Below are 23186 nucleotides of genomic sequence, written 5' to 3'. Positions count from 1 at the left end.
AGCACAAATTTTTATTTTGAAAGGCCTTATTTAGCTGCGGCATCACGGCTAGAGGTAACGGACGAATCCATTTTAGCAGTAATCCCGTATCCAAGTCCCTCCATCTTCTTGCCATACTCATCCGAGCAAATAAAGGTAAGATATTCTTTTACTGCACCGGTAGCCTCGCCCTTGGTATACATGTGCTCATATCCCCAAACGGGATATTTTCCGTTGTAAGTGTTTTCCAGAGTCGGTGCAGCTCCATCGATTGAAACCGCTGCTACCTGATTTGCATTGTCTCCAACTAAATAGCTCAGTGCCACATATCCGATGGCCCCTTTATTTTGTTCCACTGATTTAATAAGGGTCCCGGAGTTATCGGTTTCAAGTGCAGCATTGCTGGCTTCCTGATTTCCATTAAGCGCATATTGCGTAAATAAAGCTCTCGTTCCGGAAGTAGTCGGACGGGTCACCAGCACAATCGCTTCATCCGGGCCACCGACGTCTTTCCAGTTTGTGATTTGAGCGGTAAAAATAGAAATCAGCTGTTCTTTTGTCAAATTTGTAATTCCGACATCTTTGCTAACAATCGGCGCCATCGTAACAACACAGACTTTATGGTCCACCAATTCTTTTGCCTGATCGGCCGTCAGTTTTGAGGAAGCTTCAACATCGGAATTTCCGATGTTGACGGATCCGTCAGAAACCTGCTTTAATCCGTCTCCGGAGCCTCCAGCATTTAAAGTAATCGAAACATTTGGATATTTGTCTTTAAAATCTTTTGCTGCATCCTGTGCGAGCGGCAAAAGGGCGCTCGATCCGGATCCTGTAATAGTTCCGCTAATATCCGCCGTTGCAGATTTTGACGTTGTAGTACTTGCTGCTCCAGAAGCTACGTTGCTGCTTCCCGATGCAGCGTTTTGGCCGCATCCGGCCAAAGTGGAAGATACCAGTAAGACTGATAATATAAAGCCAACCATTTTTTTCATAATTGCTTTGTCTCCTCGTTTTTTTATTTTATTATTTTCCTTTTGTACGATGCTATTCTATCAATGCAATGTTAAAACGAAGTTAAATGCAATTTAGAACTCTTTAAAAAACAAAAAACTCCGGCAGCTTTAAAAAGCTGTCGAAGTTTTTCTATCAATGAGGATTTATTTTATGGTTGCAAAATTAATACATTCCGCCGCCCATATCAGGTGCAGCCGGAGCAGCTGCCGGAGCAGGCTCTTTCTTATCAGCAACCAAAGACTCGGTTGTCAGAACAGTCATTGCGACAGAAGCAGCATTCTGCAAAGCGGAACGGGTAACCTTTGTCGGGTCAACAACACCGAAGGTAAGCATATCGCCATATTCGCCGGTCAAAGCATTGTATCCATAACCAATCTTATTTTCACGACGAATATTTTCAACGATAACGGAGCCTTCTACCCCTGCGTTCGTTGCAATCTGACGAATCGGCTCTTCCAAAGCTTTCAGGACAATAGAAACACCGGTCTTCTCATCGCCCTGTGTCTTCTTGAGAAGTTTTTCAACTTCCGGAATTGTATTGATCAGAGAAACACCGCCGCCTGCGACGATGCCCTCTTCCACAGCTGCTTTGGTAGCGGCCAGAGCATCTTCAATGCGGAGTTTCTTTTCCTTCATTTCAATTTCGGTAGCAGCACCGACCTTGATCACTGCAACGCCGCCGGCTAATTTTGCGAGGCGCTCCTGCAGCTTTTCACGATCGAAGTCCGAAGTGGTTTTTTCAATCTGGGCACGGATCTGATCAACGCGAGCTTTGATCTCTGCACTGTCGCCGTTGCCGCCAACAATAATGGTATTCTCTTTATCGACCTTTACCTGACGGGCATGGCCCAGCATAGAGAGGTCAACATCCTTAAACTCAACGCCCAAATCACTGGAGATGACTTTGCCGCCGGTCAAAGTTGCAATATCCTGCAGCATTTCCTTGCGGCGGTCACCAAAGCCAGGGGCCTTAACAGCACAGCAGTTTAAAGTGCCGCGCAGTTTATTAAGAAGCAGGTTCGTCAGAGCATCGCCCTCAACATCATCCGCAATAATCAGGAATTTCTTGCCGGTATTAACAACTTTCTCAAGCAACGGCAGAATTTCCTGGAAAGAAGAAACCTTCTTGTCGGTGATGATCAAATAAGGATCATCCAGATCCGCTACCATCTTGTCGGTATCGGTGACAAGATAAGGAGAAACATAGCCGCGGTCAAACATCATGCCTTCTACAACTTCGCTGTAGGTTTCGGCGGTTTTGCTCTCTTCGACTGTGATGACTCCATCATTTGTAACCTTTTCCATTGCCTCAGCAATCAGTTTGCCAACCTGTTCATCGCTGGAAGAAACCGTTGCAACACGAGCGATATCGGCGCTGCCGTCAACCTTTTTGCTGTTTTTCTTAACAGTGGCAACTGCCGTATTAACTGCGGTCTGCATTCCCTTGCGAATAACCATCGGATTGGCTCCTGCGGTTACGTTCTTCATGCCCTCACGAATCAGCGCTTGTGCAAGCAGCGTTGCAGTGGTGGTGCCATCACCTGCAACATCATTTGTCTTTGTAGCAACTTCTTTAACGAGCTGAGCGCCCATATTCTCATAGGGATCGTCCAACTCGATTTCTTTGGCAATTGTCACACCATCATTGGTGATAAGCGGTGCGCCGAATTTTTTATCGAGCACAACGTTGCGGCCCTTCGGGCCTAATGTAATTTTTACTGTATCGGACAACTGATCAATGCCGCGCATTAAAGCCTTGCGGGCATCTTCTCCATAAATAATCTGTTTTGCCATTCTTGATTCCTCCAATTATGATCAGATGAATTATTTTACTACAGCTAAAATATCAGACTGACGAACAATGGTATATTCCTGTCCATCCAGTTTGATCTCAGTTCCGGAGTATTTGCTGGTGAGCACACGGTCACCGACCTTAACCGTCATTTTAACTTCTTTTCCATCGACAATGCCGCCAGGGCCAACTGAAATCACATCGGCAATCTGGGGTTTTTCTTTTGCGGAACCAGAGAGAATAATTCCACTCTTTGTGGTCTCCTCCGCCTCTTCCATTTTGATAAGCACGCGGTCAGACAAAGGTTGAATCGTCATGACACAAAGCCTCCTTTAAAAATAAAACATAGATTACTGCTTTTAGCACTCTTTATCTTTGAGTGCTAAACTTATTGTAACGGCTTGTGTCGAAAAAATCAAGGGGTTTTTCACAGAAATTTTCGATTTCATAAATTATTTACAAATTAGCGAATTTTCCCAACTGTAAAAAAAGAGCGGCAGAAAATTTTCTGCTGCTTTTTTATAAAAGTATTTTCTGAAGGCGCAAACCGTACGCAAAAAAAGGCTTGCCCAAGTATTTTGTCTGATCAACCTGATATCCATTTTTTTGATAAAAAGCAACAGCCGACGTATTTTTCTGAAAGGCCCAAATTACAATCTCCCGAAAGCCTTCTTTTCGGGCCTGTGTCTCTGCAAAGCGAATCAAATCGGAACCGATTTTCTGTCGTTGAAACGCTTTTTTCAAATAAATACGCCAAACTTCGAAAGAACCTTCTTTATCAGGATCTTCCGACCGGCCAACAGACAATAAAGCAACCACTTGATGATCCTGCTCATAGATATAATTTTCCAGTCTGCCGGAAAGAAAATCTTTTTTCAATCTTTCTGTTCTGTCGGCACAGCCCTTTTCCCCAAGCAGTTCTTGGTTTACATAACCTGCGTAAACAGATTTCCAATTGTCATTGACAATGTCACAAACAATATCCATGTCCTCACTTTGAAGTCGACGAATCATTTTCTTCCTCCAAAATACGGTATCTTAAAGCCTACTGCCATCCTTCAGGGATTTGAAGATGATTCTTCCTTTGGTGCCCGGAAATACTGATAGTACTGGCACTTAATCATTCCATTATAAAGTTTGCGGCGGCGGTCCGCTTTACGCCCAAAGCATTCTTCAAATGTTTCATCAGGAGAGATAACCCCATAGCTCCAGCCGTGCTTTGGAACAAAGACTTTTCCCATCGTACGATAAAGTTCTTCTGCCTCATCCAGATCAAGCAGGCGCTCTCCATAAGGCGGATTGCAAATAACACATCCGAAATCCCCCAGCGGCTGAAAATCGTGCAGGTCCCGGCTTTCCACATGAACATGACCGATTACCCCCGCCTTTTTCGCATTATCCAATGCAAGATCCACCGCCGCTTTGTCAATATCAAAGCCGTGTGCCTCAAAGGCAGCGTCCCGCAATACCAGTGAGCGGGCACGATCGCGTTCTTCCTGCCAGAGTTTACCGTCTATATTTTTCCAATGTTCAGCGGAAAAGCGCCGCTGCATCCCCGGAGCAATATTCATCGCATACATAGCAGCTTCAATTAAAATCGTACCGGAACCACAGCAGGGATCAATAAAATTCGCATCCGAATGGACTCGGCTCAAATCGACCATCGCAGCAGCTAAAGTTTCTTTAATGGGCGCCTCTGCCGCATTCTGACGATAACCGCGCTTATGAAGCCCTGCTCCGCTCGTATCGATCATCAGGCTGATCTGATCTTTCATCAGCAAAAACTGAATCTGGTAAAGAGTTCCGGTCTCATGGAACCAATCCACCCGATACTTTGATTTCAGCCGTTCCACAATCGCTTTTTTTATGATTTTCTGGCAGCTCGGCAAACTGCTGAGTTGGCTGGAAAGGATTCTCCCTTTTACCGGAAACGCATCCTCTTTTCCAATCCACCGTTCCCACGGCAGGGCTTTCACTCCCTCAAAAAGCTGGTCAAAGGTCTTTGAAGGAAATGTTCCCATCAACACCTGTACCCGCTCGCTATATCGAGAACTCAAGTTTGCACGGACAAGACTTCTTTCATCTCCCGAAAAAACGACTTTTCCGTTTTGGGGACGAACATTCTGCATTTCCATTCTGCGCAGCTCGTTTGCCACCAGCCCCTCTACCCCTAAAACACAGGGGCAGCACAATTCAAATTGTTCCATAAAACCTCCATAATAAAATTTCAGAAAAAGGCAGGGACGCTGACGAAAGAGCGCCCCTGCCGGCATAAACTCGGCTTTTATTTGCCGTTCGGCTCCAAAAAGCCGTAATTTCCGTCGCGGCGTTTATAAACGACATTGATCTCTCCGGTTTGTTCATTGCGGAACATAAAGAACTGATGTCCCAACATATTCATCTGGAGGATCGCTTCTTCTACAGAAAGGGGCTTTACAAAGAAGTGTTTACTGCGCACGACTTTATATTCCTCTTCTTTATCCGTTTTCTCTTGTGGTGCATAATCAGCAATATATTGATCAATAGCCGCCGTATGAACCGTTTTGTCCAATTTTGATTTATTCTTGCGGATCTGACGCCCCAAAGCGCCGATTACCTGATCTAGAGCATCATTCATTTCCTGCTCCGTATCTTCAGCACGATAAAAGATTCCGCGGTTTTGAATCGTAATTTCCACAGTCTGACGGTTCTTCTCTAAAGTAACCACTACTTTTGCCTGCGCATCTTCATCAAAAATGCGGTCAAATCGGCTTAGCTTCTTAATCGCAAGCTCTTTAAAATTATCGCGAAGATTCACTTTTCGTCCAATAATGGTAACTTTCATTCAGAACATCTCCTTTATCTTTTCAGCGAAAACGCTTTGCGTTTCCTTGATTACAATATAGCATATATGCCAAAATAATAAAAGCGATTTTCTCGTATTTGTGAAAAATTAATAATTTTTTAAAAATTACAAGGTACAGCTCGCATGGCGGGTCACATGGCAGCCCATATTGACTGCCATCGGAAGGCCGGCAATATGAGTTGGAAACTGTTCAATGGCAACCGCCAGCGCCGTTACTTTCCCGCCGAAGCCCTGCGGCCCAATATCAAGCTCATTGATTTTGGAAAGTATCTTTTCTTCCAGAGAAGCATAATATGGGTCTTTGTTCTTTTCGGAAACCGGGCGGCAAAGTGCCTGTTTTGCAAGAAGCGCACACTTTTCGAAATCGCCGCCAATGCCGATGCCGACCACCACCGGAGGACAAGGATTACTTCCTGCCGCTTTTACGCTGTCCACCGCAAACTGAACTAAGTCATCCTCTGTTGCAGACGGGAAAAACATTTTAATCCGGCTCATGTTTTCGCTTCCAAAGCCCTTTGGTGCCACTGTCAATTTGATTTTATCTCCCGGCACCAGCCGAGTATGTAAAATTGCAGGAGTGTTATCATTGGTATTCCCTCTGCGAATTGGGTCTTTTACAACAGAGCAGCGCAGTAACCCCTCTACATATCCTTTGCGCACACCGGCATTGATAGCTTCTTCAAAATCGCCATTTAAGTGAACTTCCTGCCCGACCTCTGCAAAGATCACCGCCATCCCGGTATCCTGGCACACCGGTACCCCGAATTCTCTTGCGGCATCCATATTACTGCATAGATCGCACAAAATGCTCTTTCCCATCGGAGAAGTCTCCACGCCACATTTTGTCCGAATCAGCGCTTCCAGATCTTTCGGAAGCTCTCGGTTTGCCTCTATGCAAAGTCTCGCCACGGTATCTGTAATTTGTGCTGTATCAACTTCTCTCATATTATCGGTCTCCTTTTTTAAATTTATTGTTCTGAATCTGAATTTTTGTCAAAATGTTCAAAAACGATTTTCCCTCCGGCAACTACTGCCGCCGGCTTTTCATATCCGGAAAGCGGGTCACCAAAAAAGAAAACAAGATCGGCGTCTTTTCCGGGAAGGAGACTTCCCACGCGGTCTGAAATTCCACAAATTTCTGCAGGGGTGAGCGTAATAGCACGCAATGCGCCTTCACGGCTCATTCCCTCCCGCATCGCAAGACCTGCACACATCGTCAGATACTGTAACGGAATCACCGGGTGGTCTGTTACGATTGCCGTCGGGATTCCAAATTTTTCAAGAATTCCAGGATTTGCCGGCGTTTGATCGTGCAGTTCCGGTTTGCTTCGGTCTGTAAAAAATGGTCCGGAAAGGATACGGGCTTTCTTTTTCTGAAGCGTCTTTGCAATCTCATAGCCTTCCGTTCCGTGAATGATCACATAATCCAGATGAAATTCCTCTGCAATCCGAATTGCGGTAAAAATATCATCGGCGCGATGCGCATGAAAATGGACCTGGATCTTCCTTTGCAAAGCCGGAATCAGTGCTTCCGATTTAATATCAAATTCCGGCGGATCGATATCTTCATCTTTTTCACTTCTTTTAAGGTCACTTAAATATCTTTGTGCCTTAAAAAGTTCTTCCCGTATTAATGCCGCCGTTGCCATACGGGTAGAAGGGGTTCGATCCTTTCCGTGATAAACGGTTTTTGGATTTTCTCCCAGTGCCATTTTGATTGCCAGCGGCGCCTTTACAATCATCTCGTCGATACAGTCTCCATATGTTTTTAAAGCCGCCATCTGACCGCCGATCGGATTTGCACTGCCCGGGCCGGTCACCACTGTTGTGATTCCAGCTTCCAATGCGTCTGTAAAGCAGCGGTCCCGTGGATTTACGGCATCGATCGCACGCAGCTGAGGCGTAACCGGATCGGTTTCTTCGTTGCCGTCGTCCCCTTCAAAAGTGAGCGCATCTTCCCACATTCCGAGATGAGTATGAGCGTCTACAAATCCGGGATAAACTTTCGCACCTTTGCAGTCTACCATTCGGCCGCATCCGGAAGGTGCCGGCATTTCCCCTATTTTTTCGATTCGAGAGCCTTTTGTTTCGATCCAACCGTCTGAAATGGCTGGGCCCTCCATCGGATAAAGTTCACAATGAATAAAGAGCATAATTCCTCCTGCAAAAAAATCGGGACTGCCTCCGGGCAATCCCGATGAAAGGCAGAAAAAGCAAAGCAAAAATCGACTTTCTGCAAAGTTTTCCGCCTATTCTTATTATGATTTAGAACCACCGCGGTGTGAGAATCCGCCTCCGCCTCCGCGTTTGTTTTCAGTAACCCGTTTAAGATCTGAAATTTTCTCATCGCTCGTCTGCTTAAAATGAGACATCATATCTTCGAAGGATGCAGCCTCCGGAGCCGATCTTGGCTGCCATTCAAAATTGCCGGGACGGCCCGCGCTCTGCATAGAGATATGCGGGCGCTGCGGACGAGGCGGGCGTGACTGCCGAGGGCGTCCGGCGCCCTGACCTTCGCGTCCCTGCTGAGGGGTCATCAGTCTCTTCATAGAAAGGCTGATCTTTCCCTCCTCTGTGATATTGAGCACTTTTACCTTTACGGTCTGCCCTTCAGAAACAAATTCATGGATATCCTGTACGAAAGTCGGTGCAATTTCAGAAATATGCACCATTCCAGTGTGCCCTTCGGGTAATTCTACAAATGCACCAAATTTCGTGATTCCTGTAACTTTGCCTTCCAGGACCGCTCCTACCTCAAGCTGCATAAATTGTCCGTTTCCTCCTCAAAAATTTGTCTGATATCTGATAACATGATCATGACTCGCCGCCCATGCACACAAAAATCCGTTCACCGGGTTTTGCAAGGCTCAGGCTTTCTCTGGCAACTCGCTCCACATAATCATCGCTCTGGCTGGAAGTGCTGAGGTCATGGCGAATTTCATCATTCACAATTTCCTGCACCTGCACCTGATGATTCAGTTGGTCGAGTTCCTGTTTTCGTTCTCTGATCTGTACCTGCTGATTCGTAACTGCTACCACCACATAGACTGCAAAAGCAAAAAGGGCAAGCCTCAGCAGAATACTTTTTCGATTTTTAATTTTCTTTTTGGGTGGTACTTCCTGCATATGGCCCTGTCCTCCTTTTCTCTTTAAGTCCTTATTATGGATAGTTTTATTATACACTATTTTATGCTTTGGTTTCAAGGTGTTTTTTACAGAGAACGTTAATTTCGCACGAATCTTTCCGAAAAAGGAAGAAACAATTTCAATTTTTCTCCCTAAAAATTCGATTAGTTTTTTAATTGGCACAAAAATCAGTTTGTTAAGGATCGATAAAATTGCCAAAAAGATTTTGCGCAGCCACTTCCCAATTGTTCGGTGAAGGATCCAAAAGGATACAACGGCACTGATCAAATGGAAAAAGCGCAGTTCTCCATAATTGACAGCCAGCTCCCAAAGCATCATCAAAGGCGCCAGCAAAGCTAAAAAGACAGACTCTAAGACGGTCCTAAAAAGTCGCTTTGCATGCACAAAAATAAAGATAGCCTGTAAAAGTTCCCAAAAAGGAACCACAATCGCCCCCAAAATGAAAAAAGCGCCGGCTCCCCAGATCAGCTGGGGCAAAGGCGTATCCATCAGCGGAACAGGCGGGCAAAGAATCCGCCCTGCTCTTCCCGCCCAGCAACATAGGTCATTGAAACGACTTCGCCTTCAACCGAAAGCTTTCCCGTATCCATATTTAGTTCGCTGATTTTTAATTTTTGACCTTTAATCACCAGCTGGCCATAATCGGTATAAGCAACAACAGTCTCTTCATCAAAACTATCTACCCGTGCAACGCCGGTAGCTTTTATTAGATGTCGGTTTTCCAGAGTCAGGCTATGAGGTGTTTTTCCATTCTTTTCTGGTTCAGTCATCGTTTTTCCCTCCTCGTGCAATTCTATGCACAGAAAAAAACGATTATCCCTTTTGCCCTTATTCTTTCATTAGAAGCGATTAATTATTTCTAAAAATATTTTATTTTTCGTCAAATTTCAATTTTGATTTTAAAAGATCTTGCCACGGTTTTTCCTAATAATACACTTTCGCTTCTAATAAAAAAACCTGCAGCAAAATGCTGCAGGCAATGAAGAATCAATTTTTTATCCGATGTGGTCTTCAATATACTTGACCAAATCACCGACAGTCTTGAGATTTTCTACTTCTTCATCCGGAATTTCCAGTTCGAATTCATCCTCAATGCTCATCAGCAAATCAACGACGTCCAAGGAATCCGCGCCCAAATCATCCGCAATGTTTGTCTCGGCGGTAATGCTGTTTTCGTCTTCTACATCGAACTGCTCCGCGAGGATTGCTTTGACTTTCTCCAATACCATAAAATTTATCCCTCCTTTGCAGAATTTTCAAAAGGTATTTTCTTAAAGTAGACAAAACACTGCACTATGCGGTATAATATCCACAACATCCGCTAAAAAGCGGTAATGAAAATAATCTATCAACAATACTATTAGGGAATTCGGTCTTTGTCAATGTTTTTTTTGGATTTTTCATAAAATAATAACCGGATTTTTTTGGAGGAACTTTATGGGCAAAAAAAGCTTCGCCGTTATCGGCTATCCAATTGGCCATACCATGTCGCCGTTTCTTCACAATCGTCTGATGAAATTAAGCGGCATAGAAGGCACTTATACAACAATGGAGATCCCACCAGAGCAATTATTGGATTCTCTGCCTCGTCTGCGGAGCCTGGATGGCTTCAATGTGACGATCCCCCATAAGCAATCGATTTTGCCGCTGCTCTATCAGTCCGATGAAAAAGCAAAAGCTTTCGGCAGCGTCAACACGGTCGAAAATCATAATGGTCGATTGATTGGCCATACCACTGATGGGGATGGCTTTCTTCATACAATTGAGGATGCCGGCTTCTCTTTGCAGGGACATTGTCTGATTCTCGGAAACGGCGGTGTTGCGCAGGTATTTATCAACGAAATTTTGCGCAAAAGTAAAAATCCGCATTTGACGATTGCTTTACATCGTCATCAAAACGAGCTGCCGCTCGGCGACAGCAATGCTGTTTTTTCCTTTCATCAGCGCTGCGATCGGATTACAGAGACTTTAAGCGAAACTTGCCGGAAAATCGGAAAAGAAAATGCTGTAATTGATCTCTGTTCATTTGAAGAACTGGAGGGAATGGTAAAATCAGGAGAAACTTTTGACCTTCTGATCAACGCTACCAGCGTTGGAATGTATCCTCACCTTGCAGACTGTCCTGTCAGTGAAATGGTTGTATGTGCCTGTAATACTGTCTTTGATGCAATTTATAATCCGCTTACCACTCGTCTTCTGCACCTAGCCAAAAAGAATGGGATTCCTTCCATCGGCGGAATGGGCATGCTGGTATGGCAGGCTGCTGCCGCGCAAAAAATTTGGACCGGAAAAACATTTTTGCCGGAACAGGTTACCCCCATTATCAAAGACGCTCAAAATGCTATGCAGCGCCGTTTTGGAAACATTATTCTCTGCGGCTTTATGGGATGCGGAAAAACTACGGTAGGCGCAATTCTCTCCAACGCACTGAATCGGGAATTTATCGATATAGATTCTTATATCCAAAAAGAGTCCGGAAAAACCATCTCAGAAATTTTTGCACAGGATGGCGAAAAAGCATTTCGGGAAATGGAAACCAAAGCGGTTGAAACTCTTTCCCGCAAAGAGGGGCTTGTCATCGCTGCCGGTGGAGGATGCCTGCTCAATCCAAAAAACACAGAACTGTTCCAAGAGACCGGGATCACAATTCTGCTGGATGCACCGCTTGCACTCATTGAACAACGTTTAAAGGATGATCACAGCAGGCCGCTTTTGGAATGTGAAAATCGAGAAGAAGCCATGCACATTCTTTATGAAAAACGTCAACCAATCTATGAGGAAGCCGCCGACTACGTGATTCCTGTTTCAAATACCAGTGAAGAAGCCGCCTGTTTGGTTATGGAGCTTCTTCATACAGATTAAGTTGTATTTTACTTTTTCACTTTTAATCAATAAAGTGCTTGACAGATCCCTTCAAAGTGAAGTATGATAGGTTCAATCAAACAAAAAGGAGCTTTTCCATGACTGCTCAAATGCTTTCCACACGATTTACAGGTTTTGATTTCCTTCGCTATTTTATAGCGCAGGCTAATTTCTTATACTGTAAAATTCGTGGTAAGTTCCTCTGCAGATAAAAGTCCTGTTGATACAGAACATTGGAATGGTGAAAAAGGCGGAGCTGAAACGATCAGCTTTGCCTTTTATTTTTTTAAATGAGATAAAGGGGTTTAGAATATGATTATCGTTTTAAAGCCAGAGTGTTCAAAGGAACAAATTGAAGCGTTCACCAAGGAATTAGTACAGGAATACCATGTTCAGGTGAATACATGGGTTGGCACACAGAGCACCGTATTGGGACTCTTAGGAGATACCAGTGCAATCGATATTGACTATATTGCGGCACAGGAGTTTGTTGAAAATGTAAAACGGGTCCAAGAACCCTATAAGAAAGCAAATCGCAAATTTCACCCGGGAGATACCGTAATTCGACTTCCCGGAGGACAACAGATCGGCGGCGGTAACTTCTCAATGATTGCCGGTCCCTGCAGCGTAGAAAGTGAATCCCAAATCACCGAAGTTGCCAAACGCGTTAAAAAAGCCGGGGCACAGTTTTTACGCGGCGGTGCCTTTAAACCTCGCACCAGTCCCTATTCTTTTCAGGGACTTAAAGCAGAGGGACTGGAACTTCTGAAAAAAGCAAAAAATGTTACCGGAATGCCGATCGTAACGGAAATTATGAGTCCAGCTCATATTGAATTGTTTCTCAATGAAGGCGTTGATATCATTCAAGTCGGCGCACGAAATATGCAGAATTTCGAGCTTTTAAAAGAGCTCGGTCATATTCAAAAACCAATTCTTTTAAAGCGCGGTCTTTCCAGCACCATTGAAGAGCTTTTGATGAGCGCGGAATATATTATGGCTGGCGGCAACGATCAGGTCATTCTCTGTGAGCGTGGAATTCGCACCTACGAGACCTATACGCGCAACACCTTGGATATTTCTGCCGTGCCGATTTTAAAGCGTCTTTCTCACCTGCCTGTGATTGTAGATCCCAGCCATGCCAGCGGAATTTCATGGCTGGTAGAGCCGCTCTCTATGGCAGCAATCGCGGCCGGAGCAGACGGATTGATTATCGAGGTGCACAACAATCCCGCAAAGGCGCTTTCAGATGGTGCGCAGAGTCTGACTCCAGATCAATTCGACAAAATTTCCGACAAAATTAAAAAGACAGCAGAATTTTTTGGCAAGGAAGTGCAATAATTTTTGAAGCAGAAAAAGCGAATTGTAATTGTGGGTTTAGGGCTGATCGGCGGAAGCCTTGCCCGTGCATTTTCTGAATATACAGACAGCCTTGTTACAGGATTTGACAGCGATCCTGCCGTTCTGGAAGAGGCCCTTTCTATCGGTGCCATTCAAAAAGAAGCAGATCTAGCAGATTTAAAATCCGCAGATTTGACCTATCTATGCCTTTATCCTGGTTCTGATATTGAATTTGTAAAATCCCATCTGCATTCTTTTAATCCGGATGGAATTGTCACGGATGTCTGCGGAATCAAAACTGCGGTCTGTGCCAAACTCAGGGAACTTTCTCAGCTTGGCGGATTCACCTACTGCGGCAGCCACCCGATGGCCGGGACAGAAAAGCATGGATTTTCCGCTTCACAGGCTGATATGTTCCGCGGTGCAAGCTATCTGATCGTTCCCTGCGGTGCTCCCCAAAGTGCCGTTGAAATTTTAAAAGAAACCGCTTATGAACTTGGATTCGGCCGCGCGATCATCACAACGCCGGAACACCACGATGCAATGATTGCTTTTACAAGTCAGATTCCGCATGCCTTGGCCTGCGCCTATGTGATGAGTCCCTGCTGCCCGCAGCATCGGGGCTTTTCGGCTGGCAGTTACCGCGATGTTTCCAGAGTCGCCAATATTAACGAAGTGCTCTGGTCAGAACTATTTTTGGATAATGCAGAACCGCTTAAAACGGAACTCAATACATTGATCCGCAATCTCAGCGCGATTCGGGATGCGATTGCCGCTAAAGATCAGCCAAAACTGGAATCTCTTCTTCGGCAGGGTCGTTTAGTAAAGGAGGAATTGGGAGAATGATTTTACAGATACAGGTTGGACATCCTTATGAAATTCAAATCGAGCCGGGATGTATCAAGGAACTTGGCAAACGTGCTGCCCAACTTTTTCCGAAAGCTGCTCGCTGCTGTGTTGTCGGAGACAGCAATACACTGCCCCTTTATGGAAAAACAGCAGAAGAAAGCTTGAAAAAAGCCGGGTTTTCTGTTTCTGCTGTTTCTTTTGAAGCCGGAGAAGCACGAAAAACGCTCGCAACAATTTCGTCTTTTTACGATGCTTTTTGTGAAGCACATCTGACTCGTACCGACTTTGTCGTCGCATTGGGAGGCGGAGTCACCGGAGATATGGCCGGATTTGCGGCGGCCAGCTTTTTAAGAGGAATCCCGTTTATCCAAGTTCCTACCAGTTTGCTTTCTCAGATTGACTCTTCTGTCGGTGGAAAGACAGGCGTTGATCTGCCGCAGGGCAAAAATATGGTTGGCGCATTTCATCAGCCCTCCTTTGTGCTGATCGATCCCGACACATTAAAGACGCTTCCTGATCAATTCTTTTCAGACGGCATGGGAGAAGCCATTAAATACGGGTGTATCAAAAGCGAAGTTTTGTTTGACTTTTTAAAAGAAAACAATCAAAATTCTCTGCGTCAGGATTCGGAAAAGCTCTGCGATCTAATTCGTCAGTGCATTGAAATTAAGCGTGCCGTTGTGGAACGGGACGAATTTGATACCGGTGAACGAATGATGCTCAACTTTGGACATACTTTCGGTCATGCGCTGGAACGGCTGCAAAACTACGGTGGTCTTACCCATGGTGCCGCTGTTGGAATCGGCTGTGTGATCGCCGCAAAGATCGGAGAAGGATTAGCTGTTACGCCCGCCGGAACTCATACTGAAATTGCAGAATTGCTGCAGAAATATGCACTCCCCACTTCTTTTACAGAATCCATCGACGACTTGATCGCTGCCACCGGAAACGATAAAAAGAGTACCGCAGACAGTATCAATCTCGTTCTTCTGCATCAAATCGGTGACGCTTTTCTCCGCAAAACTCCACGCTCAGAATTGCCAAAGCTGTGCGAGGTGTTAAAATGAGTTCCGTTGTGATTTCTCCCGGAAGCCTTTCTGGTAAGCTCTCTGTTCCACCCAGCAAAAGTGTTGCCCACCGTGCGATTATTTGTGCTGCGCTCTCTCAGGGAGAAAGTTTTCTCTCTCCGGTCGCGGACAGCAAAGACATTGAAGCAACCATCCGTGCCATCTCGGTACTGGGGGCGCATGTTGCGCTGCAGGAAGATCTTTTGCGCGTCTCCGGAATAAAAAAAGATTCTCTTCCAATCGGTCCCATACCGGTAGACTGCGGAGAAAGCGGCTCTACTCTGCGGTTTTTAATTCCGATTTTCGGTGCTTTAGGAATTCCGGCACTTTTTGCAGGCCACGGACGTCTTCCGCAAAGACCGATTGGCTGCTATCTTGACTGTCTGCCTTCACATGGCCTTACCTGTGATACAAAAGGAGGCCTTCCATTAGCAATCTCCGGAAAACTTACCTGCGGTACTTTTTCTCTGCCTGGAAATGTCAGCAGTCAGTTTATAACAGGCCTTTTACTCGCTTTGCCGCTGTTAAGAGGGAACAGTGAAATTGTTTTGACAACGCCGCTGCAAAGTACCGGATATGTAGAGATGACAATCGAAGCAATGGTTTCATTCGGCGTTACAGTCATTCCGACCGAAACCGGGTGGCAGATTCCAGGAGGGCAAACCTATCACGCCTGCCGGTTCGCTGTTGAGCGTGACTGGAGTCAAGCGGCATTTTTCCTCGCAGCGTCGGCTCTCGGCAGCGATCTTTCTCTTTTAGGCCTTTCAAAAGACTCTGCTCAGGGAGATTGTGCTGCCTTGGAATTATTCCAAAAATTTGGCGCACAAATAAATTGGGAAAAAGATGGATCTCTTCATGCGAAAGCCGGGACGCTTTCCGGTATTGAGATCGACGCGGGTGAAATTCCGGATCTTGTTCCGGCGCTTGCCGTCTGTGCCGCTCTCAGTCCCGGAAGGACAGTGATATCGAATGCCCAGCGGCTGCGCATTAAGGAAAGCGACCGTCTGAAAGCAATCCACGACGGGCTCAACGCTTTGGGCGCCCATATTATAGAAAAGCCGGACGGACTCATTATCAATGGAATCTCGGCTTTTCACGGCGGAAAAGTAGACGGCTTTCATGACCATCGAATCGTGATGGCGCTTTCGATTGCTGCTCTCTCCGCCGAGAGCCCGGTAACCATCCACGGCGCAGAAGCGATTCAAAAAAGCTATCCGAATTTTTTTGAAGATTTTAAACGATTAGGGGGAAACGTCCATGTCATCATGGGGTGAACGTGTAAAACTAACAATCTTTGGAGAAAGTCATGGTCCTATGATCGGCATGGTATTAGAGGGCCTTCCAGCGGGAGAAACGATTGATTTAGAGGCAGTAAAAAAGCAGATGGCGCGCAGAGCTCCTGGGAATGATTCAACTGCTACCGCCCGCAAAGAGAGTGATACACCGATCATCGTCTCCGGCGTTTGTAATCAGATCACAACTGGAGCCCCTCTCTGCGCTGTCATCGAAAACAGCAATCAGCATTCTGGAGATTATGAATCTCTTAAAAATATTCCGCGCCCCGGTCATGCCGATTATGCCGCTTTTCTCCGATATCACGGATTTTCTGATCTGAGAGGCGGCGGTCATTTTTCCGGCAGGCTGACAGCGCCCCTCGTCCTCGCCGGTGCCATCTGCCGTCAAATCTTAGAACAACGCGGCATTGTAATCGGCGCACATGCCTATGCAATTCATGATGTTTTCGATACGCCTTTCGACAGCGTTAATATTGATGCCAAAGCACTTTCCATGCTGAATACGGTTTTCTTTCCCGTTATCGATTCAAAAGTGCAGGAAAAGATGCGGCAGGAAATTGAGACTATCCGCCTGCAAGGTGACAGCGTCGGCGGAATCGTCGAATGCGCCTGTGTAGGGATCCCCGGCGGCTACGCAGAGGAGGGCATGTTTGGCGGTGTAGAGAGCGTTCTTTCTTCCATTTTGTTTGGAATTCCGGCCTGCAAGGGCGTAGAATTCGGCGATGGGTTCAAAGTCTCTTCCCTTTTGGGCAGCGAAAATAATGATTCCTATTTTTACGATGAAACAGGTTCCATCAAAACGCACACCAATCATGCCGGAGGAATTCTAGGCGGAATCACAACTGGAATGCCTCTGGTTTTTCGCTGCGCTTTTAAGCCGACCCCCTCCATTTCAAAAGAGCAAAATAGCATTGATTTATCAACGCACCGCAATGTAAAGCTTCAAATTAAGGGGCGTCACGATCCCTGCATCGTACCGCGGGCAATCCCTGTGGTAGAAGCCGCTGCGGCTCTTGCAATTATGAATCTTTGGAGGGACTGAAGATGGAACTATCTGATATCAGAAAGGAAATCGATCAAATCGACGCACAGCTTTTGCCGCTCTTAACCGCACGAATGGAATGTGCAAAAAAAGTTGCCGTCTATAAAAAAGAGCACCAAATTCCCGTACTCAATAGCTTCCGGGAAGAAGAAATTCTTGACCGCGTGGAAAAGGAAGCCGGAGAATACGGCGGTACTGCCCGTGTGATTTTTTCAGCGATCATGAGTCAAAGCCGCGCGCTGCAGCACCAAATGTTAAGTGCCGGAAAGCCACTGCGGCAGCTTTTGCAAAATGCCCGGGAAACGCCTAAAAATAGCGCTCGAATTGCCTGTCTCGGCAGCCCCGGCAGCTATAGTCATGTGGAACTTTTAACCCTTTATCCGGAAGCACAGCCGGTTTTCTGTCCGAATTTTTCGTCTATCTTTTCCACTCTCGAGAAGGAAGACGCAGACCTTGCTCTGGTCCCGATCGAAAATTCTTCTGCCGGAAGTGTTCTGGAAGTATATGATCTGCTCTTAAAATACCGATACTATATCATTGCTGCCGGAAAATTATGCGTCAATAATGTTTTGGCAAGTAAATCCGGAACACTTGATGGGGTAACATCCCTTTACAGCCACCCGCAGCCTCTGATGCAGTGCAGCACTTTTGTAGAATCCTGTGGCCTTTCGGTCAAAAAATGCAGAAGCACAACAGAAGCTGCCGCTATGGCTGCAAAAAATCCAAATTCGGCTGCGCTCTGCGGAAAGAAAGCTGCCGAAGAGAACCATCTCAAAATTGTTCCGCTGAAAGTACAAAACTGCAGCGCAAACCATACCCGCTTTTTGGTATTGAGCCGGGAATTCTGTCTTTCCAAAAGAGCCGATAAAATCAGCGTTTGCTTCAATCTACCCCATCGTACCGGCAGCTTAAACAGTGTTCTCTCCCGTTTTGCCGCAGCGGGAATGAATCTGACAAAGATTGAATCTCGCCCAATTATCGGAAAAGAATTTGAATATGATTTTTATTTGGATTTTTCTGGAAATATTCATGATCCTGTTGTGTTGGAACTTTTATGTTCTCTTTGGGACGAACTGCCGCGCTTTTCATTTTTGGGGAATTATCCGGAAAATTAACCGAATCATAAAGAACAGCCTTCCGGTATCTTTTAAAGATATCAGAAGGCTGTTTTTGTTTTTAAAGATTCTTTTTTCTTCTCGCTGCCAAAGCGACCCAGCCGCGTTCTTCCCGACGCTCCAAAATTTCGAACCGGTCTTTAAGGCCATCCAAAACATCCTGTTCGCGCTCATCAATGATTCCGCTCATTAGATAAACCGTATCTTCACAGAAAAATTGCTCCACATCTTTTGTAAGCCGCAAAATCACATCCGCCACAATATTGGCAACTACAATCTGATAGGTTCCGGTCACTTTTTCCGTTAGATCGCCGGAAATTCCCACGAAGGAATCCGCTACTCCGTTGCGTTTCGCATTGCTGACTGCTGTTTTAACCGCCAACGGGTCAATATCAACCCCGACCGCTTTTTTTGCCCCTAAAAGGAGCGCCGCAACTCCCAAGATTCCACTTCCGCAGCCGACGTCAAGGACCTCGTCTCCCAGCTTTAAATAGGTCTCTAAAAGCTCCAGACACAGCCTGGTCGTCTCATGCGTACCGGTCCCGAAAGCAAGCCCTGGCTCTAAGTGCAGCACTATACGTCCCCCTGGGCCTTTTACTTCTTCCCAGTCCGGACGAATCAAAAGCTTTTTTCCTACCGGGATCGGATGAAAATATTTTCTCCAGTTATTAATCCAGTCTTCCATCCTACAGTTTGAAGAACCGATCTCACTTTTAATTCCAGATGCTTTCAGCCGTTCCTGCAAAAAAGCAGTGGCTTCTGCCGGATTCTGATCTGGTTGCAAATAAATATGGATAATCGTTTTCGACCGATCTTTTTTCAAAAGTTCTTCATCGATCACGTCAACATGCGTAATTTTCCATGTACCCTCTTCCAAATCGGAATAATCTTCAATATAAATTCCATAGGGAACTACCATCTGTGCGATTGCTTCGGCTGTTTCACTGTCTTTCTGTGAAACCGTAACGGTCAGGTCTGTCCAATCCATTCTAAAGCTCCTTTAACGCATTCAAATCCTTTTATTTTAGTTTAACATGTTTACCCCCGTCTTTCAATATAATAAAGCGGAGGGATGTACATGAATGAACGCAAATTCTTCCAGAGCGCCGCTGTCCTTACGATTACAAACGGACTTTTGCGTCTGACTGATATTTGGTATCGCGGATACCTCTGCACCCATCTCGGCACAGCCGCAATGGGGCTATATCAACTGAATCTTTCTGTCTTTGTTTTAGGAGTCAGTCTTTCTGCTGCCGGAGCCTCTTTTTGTACGACTCGCATGGTAGCGGAACATGGAAGCGACCACCGAATTATTCGAAAATGTCTCTGCTTCAGCCTTTTGATCAGCTGCAGCGCCTGTCTCTTATTTGAGCTTTTTGCACCGCTTTTTGGGCCTCTGCTTTCCGGCAGCCTTCCTCTGCGGATTCTTGCCATTGGTCTGCCTTTTATTTCAGTCTGTGCCTGCTTAAAAGGTTGTTTTCTGGCAGAGGGAAAATCTGGTGTTCCGGCAGTTGCAGAAATAGTGGAACAGGGGGCAACCATCGGGCTTGGCATTCTTTTTCTGGACGATTTTTCCTCTTCTATTACCGCGGTTATGACTGCCTCCACCACAGCAGAAGCGGTCGGCTGCATCTTCATGATTTTCTGCTATCTGAAAAAAATGCCTCATCATAAAACGTGTGCTGCTCCTATCCCCTCCTTCCGTCAGATAGCCGCGATTGGATTGCCTGTCTTAGGGGGAGCAGGGCTCCGCAGTTTTCTATTCTCAGTGGAAAATCTGCTGATTCCGAGAGGACTTTCCTCTTTCTGCTCCAGGGAAGAAGCGCTTTCCCAATATGGGCTAGTACAAGGAATGATGATGCCGATTTTGGTTTTTCCGTGTACCATTTTATCCTCTGCAACTCTTCTGCTGATTCCGGAACTTGCCCGTTCCAATTCGCATAGACAGCCAAAAAGGATTCGCCGAATCACGACAAAGGCCTTTTGTCTGACCAGCTGTTTTTCATTTGTCTGCGCTGCATTGATGGCTGCCTTCTCTCCGCAAATTTGTCAGCTGTTCTATAAAAGTCAGGACGCGGCTATTCTTGTTCGCATTATGGTCCCTTTAATTCCACTTCTATATCTCGACAGCGTAGTTGACGGAATGCTGAAAGGACTGAATCAGCAAAAATATTCTCTGTGCTGCAATCTCGTAGATGCTGTCTTTCGAGTTTGCTGGTGCTTTTTCCTGATCCCAATATTAGGCCTAAAAGGATATCTTTTGCTTCTTTTCTGCAGCGAGCTGCTCAATAGCTCCCTAAGTATCAGTAAGTTGCTCAACACAGCCGATATTGAAATTTCTCCGCTTTGGATTCTTACGCCGGCTTCTGGGGCAGTTTTACTTTATCTTTGTCTCTCCTTGTAAACCAGATAAAAAAAGCCTTTCCGAAATTTCGGAAAGGCTTTTTTTATCGATATCTTCTCTTTTTCGTCTTCGTCGTACGAAACTGAACCAAAATTCCCAAAATCACAAGAATTGCCTCTATAAGGTAGGGCACCCAAAGATCACTAATATGAAATAAAGTAATCAAATCCGCTCCTGCATTGACTCCGCCACTCAGACTGGATGACACAATCACAATCTGCCGGATATAGCTGACCGATAGAATAGCAAAGCCGATTCCCAAAAGAACTCCGGAAATCCATGCTGCTATCTCATTTTGCTGAAACAACTGCAGTCCCATTCCAAGTCCCATAATAAAAGTAAACAGAAAAACACCGAAACGATAAATAGAAAAGGATAACGCTCCTACTACCGTTGCACCGACAAAGCCAATCAATACGGCCCACGTCATCTCAAAACCAAAGGCAGAAGCCGCTAGATAGGCACCGACTCCTCCGATCAAAAAACCTAAAAGGGTTGTCCAAAGGTGTAGAAGTTTATAGCCGAAAAAGCAATTCAATAAACTCAATAGGATGCTTAAAATCAGAAAAACCATTCCGTATTTTTGCGGAAGTTCCCGTAATCCCTCTATTCCATTCATAAACAGCCCTCCTTTTCTTTAAATTATAACACAGGAAAATAGGATTGACAATTTTCGTCAGAATCAGTAAACTTAAAAAGTATTCATGTCTATTTTAGAAGAAAGAAGTGATTTTTTGGCCGTCTTTTCAGAACAAATACTTTTGTTTACCTGTTATGCATGGATGGGCTGGCTATGCGAAAGTATTTTCTGCTCCATCTGCGCAAAGCACTGGATCAACCGTGGATTTCTGTATGGCCCATTTTGTCCGGTCTATGCAGTTGGAGCCCTCCTGAGCATTTATTTTTTGACACCCGTCTCTGAAAACTGGCCGCTCGTATTCCTCTTGGGCACTCTCATCACTTCTGCCGTTGAATATTTTACCGGTTGGCTTTTAGAAACATTATTTCATGCCAAATGGTGGGATTACAGCAATCACCGCTTTCATTTACATGGGCGTATCTGCCTCGAAAACTGTCTAATTTTTGGCCTGTTGTCTCTCTTTTTAATGGAAGTCCTTCATCCAAGGGTTCTTTTCCTCATGCACATGATTCCCTCCGAAGGAATTCTATGGATTTCGGCTTTGCTTGTGGTTTATTTTGCCGTAGATACTTTCTTCTCTGCACGAAATGCACTACGCATACGTGGAAAGATTGAAGTGCTACAAGGGATTCTCGATGAAATTCGTCTTCAGGTGCATCTTGCCAAAGACGACATGATTGATAATCTGCAGGAAAAGCTGGAGACTCTGGACAACGACAACCGTCAACGCGCAGCAGATCTAATCGCCCGAAAGAACGCTGTTGAAAAAGATCTCTCTGCTCTTTCAACTCGAATTTTCAAAGCCTTCCCAAAGATGCAAATGCAGCTCCCAAATGCGCGGGATGCACTGGATCAATTACGTAAAACTCTGCGTCGTCCCTAAAATACGCCTTTCTTTTTCAGCCTCTGCAAAAAAGCTTTGCAGAGGCTTTTCCATTCCTGCAAGTTTTCAAATTTTAAGGATATACTAGAATAGAAGAATTTGGAAATAGTCAGGGGAGGGCGAGAAAAATGGTGGGTTATATCATGACCGGAGTCATCTGTTTTTATCTTGGTTTATTGTGGGGCTGCTGTTTTCGCGCCAGCGGAAAAAAGCATTAATTTTCTTGTGATTTTGGCAAAAACACCCAAAAGGACCTCTCTTCATAGAATATCTAAGGGAATATCCCGATTCTATGAAGGGAGGTTTTATAATGGCAGAAATCACAGAAGGGCAGTTCTGTTCAATTAAACCAACATCTCCTCTGCCGGAAAATCCGGTTGTTGCGATGGCATATGTTCCTTTTCAGCAATTTGGCACTACTTTTCCTCCGGAAAAAGCGTTAAATGCAGGAACTCTTTTTCCAGATCTTGATAAACCTTTTTACGGAAGGCGGGGTGCGCCAAAATGAATGAACAGCAAAAACTAATGCGGCAAATCTACGCCGTACAATTTTCGATCTGGGAACTGCACATCTTCCTAGATACTCATCCTAACGATTCTGCAGCTTACAAAAAGCTGGAGGAAAATCTTGCACTTGCTAAAAAGCTAACGGCACAATATGAAGATGCTTATGGTGCCATGGGCCAAAAAAGCGATTGTACTTCACGCTGGTCATGGATTCAAGGACCATGGCCGTGGGAAATCAAGAAGGGAGACGAGGACTAAATGTGGACTTATGAAAAAAGGCTTCAGTATCCAGTGAAAATCAAGAATCCAAATCCAGCCCTCGCTAGGCTAATCGCCACACAGTATGGTGGCCCTCATTGTAAATTATGATAATCCGCTGGCTTATACTTTTATAAGGATTAAACAAC

25 protein-coding genes and 1 pseudogene are annotated in these 23186 nt (G+C 45.3%); 12 read left to right on the top strand and 14 right to left on the bottom strand.

The genetic code is table 11. The features are described from left to right. Positions 1-26 precede the first annotated feature (26 nt). From ACVS9P_RS03150 to acpP, 12 genes are all read right to left on the bottom strand, one after another. A complete protein-coding gene (locus tag ACVS9P_RS03150) occupies positions 27-971 on the bottom strand; it encodes a phosphate ABC transporter substrate-binding protein PstS family protein (protein WP_452104191.1) in 945 nt (314 codons plus the stop codon). Between the two features lie 184 nt (positions 972-1155). Continuing rightward, entirely contained in the window at positions 1156-2787 is a 1632-nt protein-coding gene (gene groL / locus ACVS9P_RS03145) for a chaperonin GroEL (protein ID WP_452104190.1), read from the bottom strand. A 30-nt stretch (positions 2788-2817) separates the two neighbouring features. Beyond that, complete coding sequence (locus ACVS9P_RS03140; RefSeq protein WP_452104189.1) at positions 2818-3102, bottom strand: co-chaperone GroES; 285 nt, start codon at positions 3100-3102, stop codon at positions 2818-2820. A 202-nt stretch (positions 3103-3304) separates the two neighbouring features. After that, positions 3305-3799, bottom strand: a complete 495-nt coding sequence (locus ACVS9P_RS03135) for an N-acetyltransferase family protein (protein WP_452104188.1) — start codon at positions 3797-3799, stop codon at positions 3305-3307. A 44-nt stretch (positions 3800-3843) separates the two neighbouring features. Continuing rightward, a complete protein-coding gene (locus ACVS9P_RS03130) occupies positions 3844-4992 on the bottom strand; it encodes a THUMP domain-containing class I SAM-dependent RNA methyltransferase (RefSeq protein ID WP_452104187.1) in 1149 nt (382 codons plus the stop codon). Between the two features lie 77 nt (positions 4993-5069). Then, entirely contained in the window at positions 5070-5609 is a 540-nt protein-coding gene (hpf, locus tag ACVS9P_RS03125; RefSeq protein WP_452104186.1) for a ribosome hibernation-promoting factor, HPF/YfiA family, read from the bottom strand. Between the two features lie 126 nt (positions 5610-5735). Continuing rightward, positions 5736-6575 (bottom strand): fumarate hydratase, encoded by an 840-nt coding sequence (locus tag ACVS9P_RS03120; protein ID WP_452104185.1) that lies wholly within the window; start codon positions 6573-6575, stop codon positions 5736-5738. A gap of 23 nt (positions 6576-6598) precedes the next feature. Then, the gene (locus ACVS9P_RS03115; RefSeq protein WP_452104184.1) at positions 6599-7783 is read right to left on the bottom strand and encodes an amidohydrolase; all 1185 of its coding nucleotides are present in this window, start codon (positions 7781-7783) and stop codon (positions 6599-6601) included. A gap of 105 nt (positions 7784-7888) precedes the next feature. After that, entirely contained in the window at positions 7889-8395 is a 507-nt protein-coding gene (locus ACVS9P_RS03110) for a S1 RNA-binding domain-containing protein (protein ID WP_452104183.1), read from the bottom strand. A gap of 49 nt (positions 8396-8444) precedes the next feature. Then, positions 8445-9254 (bottom strand): septum formation initiator family protein, encoded by an 810-nt coding sequence (locus tag ACVS9P_RS03105; protein ID WP_452104182.1) that lies wholly within the window; start codon positions 9252-9254, stop codon positions 8445-8447. An 11-nt stretch (positions 9255-9265) separates the two neighbouring features. Then, a complete protein-coding gene (yabP, locus tag ACVS9P_RS03100) occupies positions 9266-9547 on the bottom strand; it encodes a sporulation protein YabP (RefSeq protein ID WP_452104181.1) in 282 nt (93 codons plus the stop codon). 225 nt (positions 9548-9772) lie between these two features. Next, positions 9773-10006: an acyl carrier protein gene (gene acpP / locus ACVS9P_RS03095; RefSeq protein WP_180341230.1), complete on the bottom strand. Its 234-nt coding sequence runs from the start codon at positions 10004-10006 to the stop codon at positions 9773-9775. Between the two features lie 208 nt (positions 10007-10214). Between acpP and ACVS9P_RS03090 the strand changes: the two genes are divergently transcribed. From ACVS9P_RS03090 to ACVS9P_RS03060, 7 genes are all read left to right on the top strand, one after another. Beyond that, the gene (locus ACVS9P_RS03090; protein ID WP_452104180.1) at positions 10215-11639 is read left to right on the top strand and encodes a shikimate kinase; all 1425 of its coding nucleotides are present in this window, start codon (positions 10215-10217) and stop codon (positions 11637-11639) included. A 312-nt stretch (positions 11640-11951) separates the two neighbouring features. Next, complete coding sequence (gene aroF / locus ACVS9P_RS03085) at positions 11952-12977, top strand: 3-deoxy-7-phosphoheptulonate synthase (protein ID WP_452104179.1); 1026 nt, start codon at positions 11952-11954, stop codon at positions 12975-12977. 3 nt (positions 12978-12980) lie between these two features. Next, the gene (locus ACVS9P_RS03080; protein WP_452104178.1) at positions 12981-13823 is read left to right on the top strand and encodes a prephenate dehydrogenase; all 843 of its coding nucleotides are present in this window, start codon (positions 12981-12983) and stop codon (positions 13821-13823) included. Next, complete coding sequence (gene aroB / locus ACVS9P_RS03075; protein WP_452104177.1) at positions 13820-14893, top strand: 3-dehydroquinate synthase; 1074 nt, start codon at positions 13820-13822, stop codon at positions 14891-14893. Before ACVS9P_RS03080 ends, aroB begins: the two co-directional genes overlap by 4 nt. After that, positions 14890-16167 carry a 3-phosphoshikimate 1-carboxyvinyltransferase gene (gene aroA / locus ACVS9P_RS03070; protein WP_452104176.1) on the top strand — a complete coding sequence of 426 codons (1278 nt, stop codon included), beginning with the start codon at positions 14890-14892 and terminating at the stop codon, positions 16165-16167. The genes aroB and aroA overlap by 4 nt, the downstream gene beginning before the upstream one ends. Then, positions 16151-17230, top strand: a complete 1080-nt coding sequence (gene aroC / locus ACVS9P_RS03065; protein ID WP_452104175.1) for a chorismate synthase — start codon at positions 16151-16153, stop codon at positions 17228-17230. The genes aroA and aroC overlap by 17 nt, the downstream gene beginning before the upstream one ends. Before the next feature lie 2 nt (positions 17231-17232). After that, positions 17233-18345, top strand: coding sequence for a bifunctional chorismate mutase/prephenate dehydratase (locus ACVS9P_RS03060; protein WP_452104174.1), 1113 nt, complete (start codon positions 17233-17235; stop codon positions 18343-18345). A gap of 61 nt (positions 18346-18406) precedes the next feature. Here ACVS9P_RS03060 and prmA read toward each other — a convergent pair whose 3' ends face one another. After that, positions 18407-19333, bottom strand: coding sequence for a 50S ribosomal protein L11 methyltransferase (gene prmA, locus ACVS9P_RS03055; RefSeq protein WP_452104173.1), 927 nt, complete (start codon positions 19331-19333; stop codon positions 18407-18409). Between the two features lie 90 nt (positions 19334-19423). Here prmA and ACVS9P_RS03050 point away from each other — a divergent pair, with 90 nt between their 5' ends. Beyond that, complete coding sequence (locus ACVS9P_RS03050; RefSeq protein WP_452104172.1) at positions 19424-20749, top strand: oligosaccharide flippase family protein; 1326 nt, start codon at positions 19424-19426, stop codon at positions 20747-20749. A gap of 43 nt (positions 20750-20792) precedes the next feature. Here the strand turns inward: ACVS9P_RS03050 and ACVS9P_RS03045 are convergent, their stop codons facing one another. Then, positions 20793-21368, bottom strand: a complete 576-nt coding sequence (locus ACVS9P_RS03045; protein ID WP_452104171.1) for a hypothetical protein — start codon at positions 21366-21368, stop codon at positions 20793-20795. Positions 21369-21453: 85 nt separating this feature from the next. Between ACVS9P_RS03045 and ACVS9P_RS03040 the strand changes: the two genes are divergently transcribed. The 4 genes and pseudogenes from ACVS9P_RS03040 to ACVS9P_RS03025 all read left to right on the top strand — a co-directional run. Further along, complete coding sequence (locus ACVS9P_RS03040; protein WP_452104170.1) at positions 21454-22272, top strand: putative ABC transporter permease; 819 nt, start codon at positions 21454-21456, stop codon at positions 22270-22272. Between the two features lie 310 nt (positions 22273-22582). Continuing rightward, positions 22583-22780, top strand: coding sequence for a spore coat associated protein CotJA (locus tag ACVS9P_RS03035; protein WP_452104169.1), 198 nt, complete (start codon positions 22583-22585; stop codon positions 22778-22780). Continuing rightward, positions 22777-23037, top strand: a complete 261-nt coding sequence (locus tag ACVS9P_RS03030; protein ID WP_452104168.1) for a spore coat protein CotJB — start codon at positions 22777-22779, stop codon at positions 23035-23037. Before ACVS9P_RS03035 ends, ACVS9P_RS03030 begins: the two co-directional genes overlap by 4 nt. Beyond that, a pseudogene (locus ACVS9P_RS03025) lies at positions 23038-23145 on the top strand (manganese catalase family protein); the annotation flags it as partial. Positions 23146-23186 lie beyond the last annotated feature (41 nt).

Source organism: Caproicibacterium sp. NSD3, from assembly GCF_053613275.1.
This window is presented reverse-complemented; position numbering and strand designations above follow the sequence as displayed.

Bases quoted from the DNA above. Each gene is read 5' to 3' on its own strand.
- ACVS9P_RS03150 (WP_452104191.1), bottom strand. From the start codon at position 971: ATGAAAAAAATGGTTGGCTTTATATTATCAGTCTTACTGGTATCTTCC.
- groL (WP_452104190.1), bottom strand. From the start codon at position 2,787: ATGGCAAAACAGATTATTTATGGAGAAGATGCCCGCAAGGCTTTAATG.
- ACVS9P_RS03140 (WP_452104189.1), bottom strand. From the start codon at position 3,102: ATGACGATTCAACCTTTGTCTGACCGCGTGCTTATCAAAATGGAAGAG.
- ACVS9P_RS03135 (WP_452104188.1), bottom strand. From the start codon at position 3,799: ATGATTCGTCGACTTCAAAGTGAGGACATGGATATTGTTTGTGACATT.
- ACVS9P_RS03130 (WP_452104187.1), bottom strand. From the start codon at position 4,992: ATGGAACAATTTGAATTGTGCTGCCCCTGTGTTTTAGGGGTAGAGGGG.
- hpf (WP_452104186.1), bottom strand. From the start codon at position 5,609: ATGAAAGTTACCATTATTGGACGAAAAGTGAATCTTCGCGATAATTTT.
- ACVS9P_RS03120 (WP_452104185.1), bottom strand. From the start codon at position 6,575: ATGAGAGAAGTTGATACAGCACAAATTACAGATACCGTGGCGAGACTT.
- ACVS9P_RS03115 (WP_452104184.1), bottom strand. From the start codon at position 7,783: ATGCTCTTTATTCATTGTGAACTTTATCCGATGGAGGGCCCAGCCATT.
- ACVS9P_RS03110 (WP_452104183.1), bottom strand. From the start codon at position 8,395: ATGCAGCTTGAGGTAGGAGCGGTCCTGGAAGGCAAAGTTACAGGAATC.
- yabP (WP_452104181.1), bottom strand. From the start codon at position 9,547: ATGACTGAACCAGAAAAGAATGGAAAAACACCTCATAGCCTGACTCTG.
- acpP (WP_180341230.1), bottom strand. From the start codon at position 10,006: ATGGTATTGGAGAAAGTCAAAGCAATCCTCGCGGAGCAGTTCGATGTA.
- ACVS9P_RS03090 (WP_452104180.1), top strand. From the start codon at position 10,215: ATGGGCAAAAAAAGCTTCGCCGTTATCGGCTATCCAATTGGCCATACC.
- aroF (WP_452104179.1), top strand. From the start codon at position 11,952: ATGATTATCGTTTTAAAGCCAGAGTGTTCAAAGGAACAAATTGAAGCG.
- aroB (WP_452104177.1), top strand. From the start codon at position 13,820: ATGATTTTACAGATACAGGTTGGACATCCTTATGAAATTCAAATCGAG.
- aroA (WP_452104176.1), top strand. From the start codon at position 14,890: ATGAGTTCCGTTGTGATTTCTCCCGGAAGCCTTTCTGGTAAGCTCTCT.
- aroC (WP_452104175.1), top strand. From the start codon at position 16,151: ATGTCATCATGGGGTGAACGTGTAAAACTAACAATCTTTGGAGAAAGT.
- ACVS9P_RS03060 (WP_452104174.1), top strand. From the start codon at position 17,233: ATGGAACTATCTGATATCAGAAAGGAAATCGATCAAATCGACGCACAG.
- prmA (WP_452104173.1), bottom strand. From the start codon at position 19,333: ATGGATTGGACAGACCTGACCGTTACGGTTTCACAGAAAGACAGTGAA.
- ACVS9P_RS03050 (WP_452104172.1), top strand. From the start codon at position 19,424: ATGAATGAACGCAAATTCTTCCAGAGCGCCGCTGTCCTTACGATTACA.
- ACVS9P_RS03045 (WP_452104171.1), bottom strand. From the start codon at position 21,368: ATGAATGGAATAGAGGGATTACGGGAACTTCCGCAAAAATACGGAATG.
- ACVS9P_RS03040 (WP_452104170.1), top strand. From the start codon at position 21,454: ATGTCTATTTTAGAAGAAAGAAGTGATTTTTTGGCCGTCTTTTCAGAA.
- ACVS9P_RS03035 (WP_452104169.1), top strand. From the start codon at position 22,583: ATGGCAGAAATCACAGAAGGGCAGTTCTGTTCAATTAAACCAACATCT.
- ACVS9P_RS03030 (WP_452104168.1), top strand. From the start codon at position 22,777: ATGAATGAACAGCAAAAACTAATGCGGCAAATCTACGCCGTACAATTT.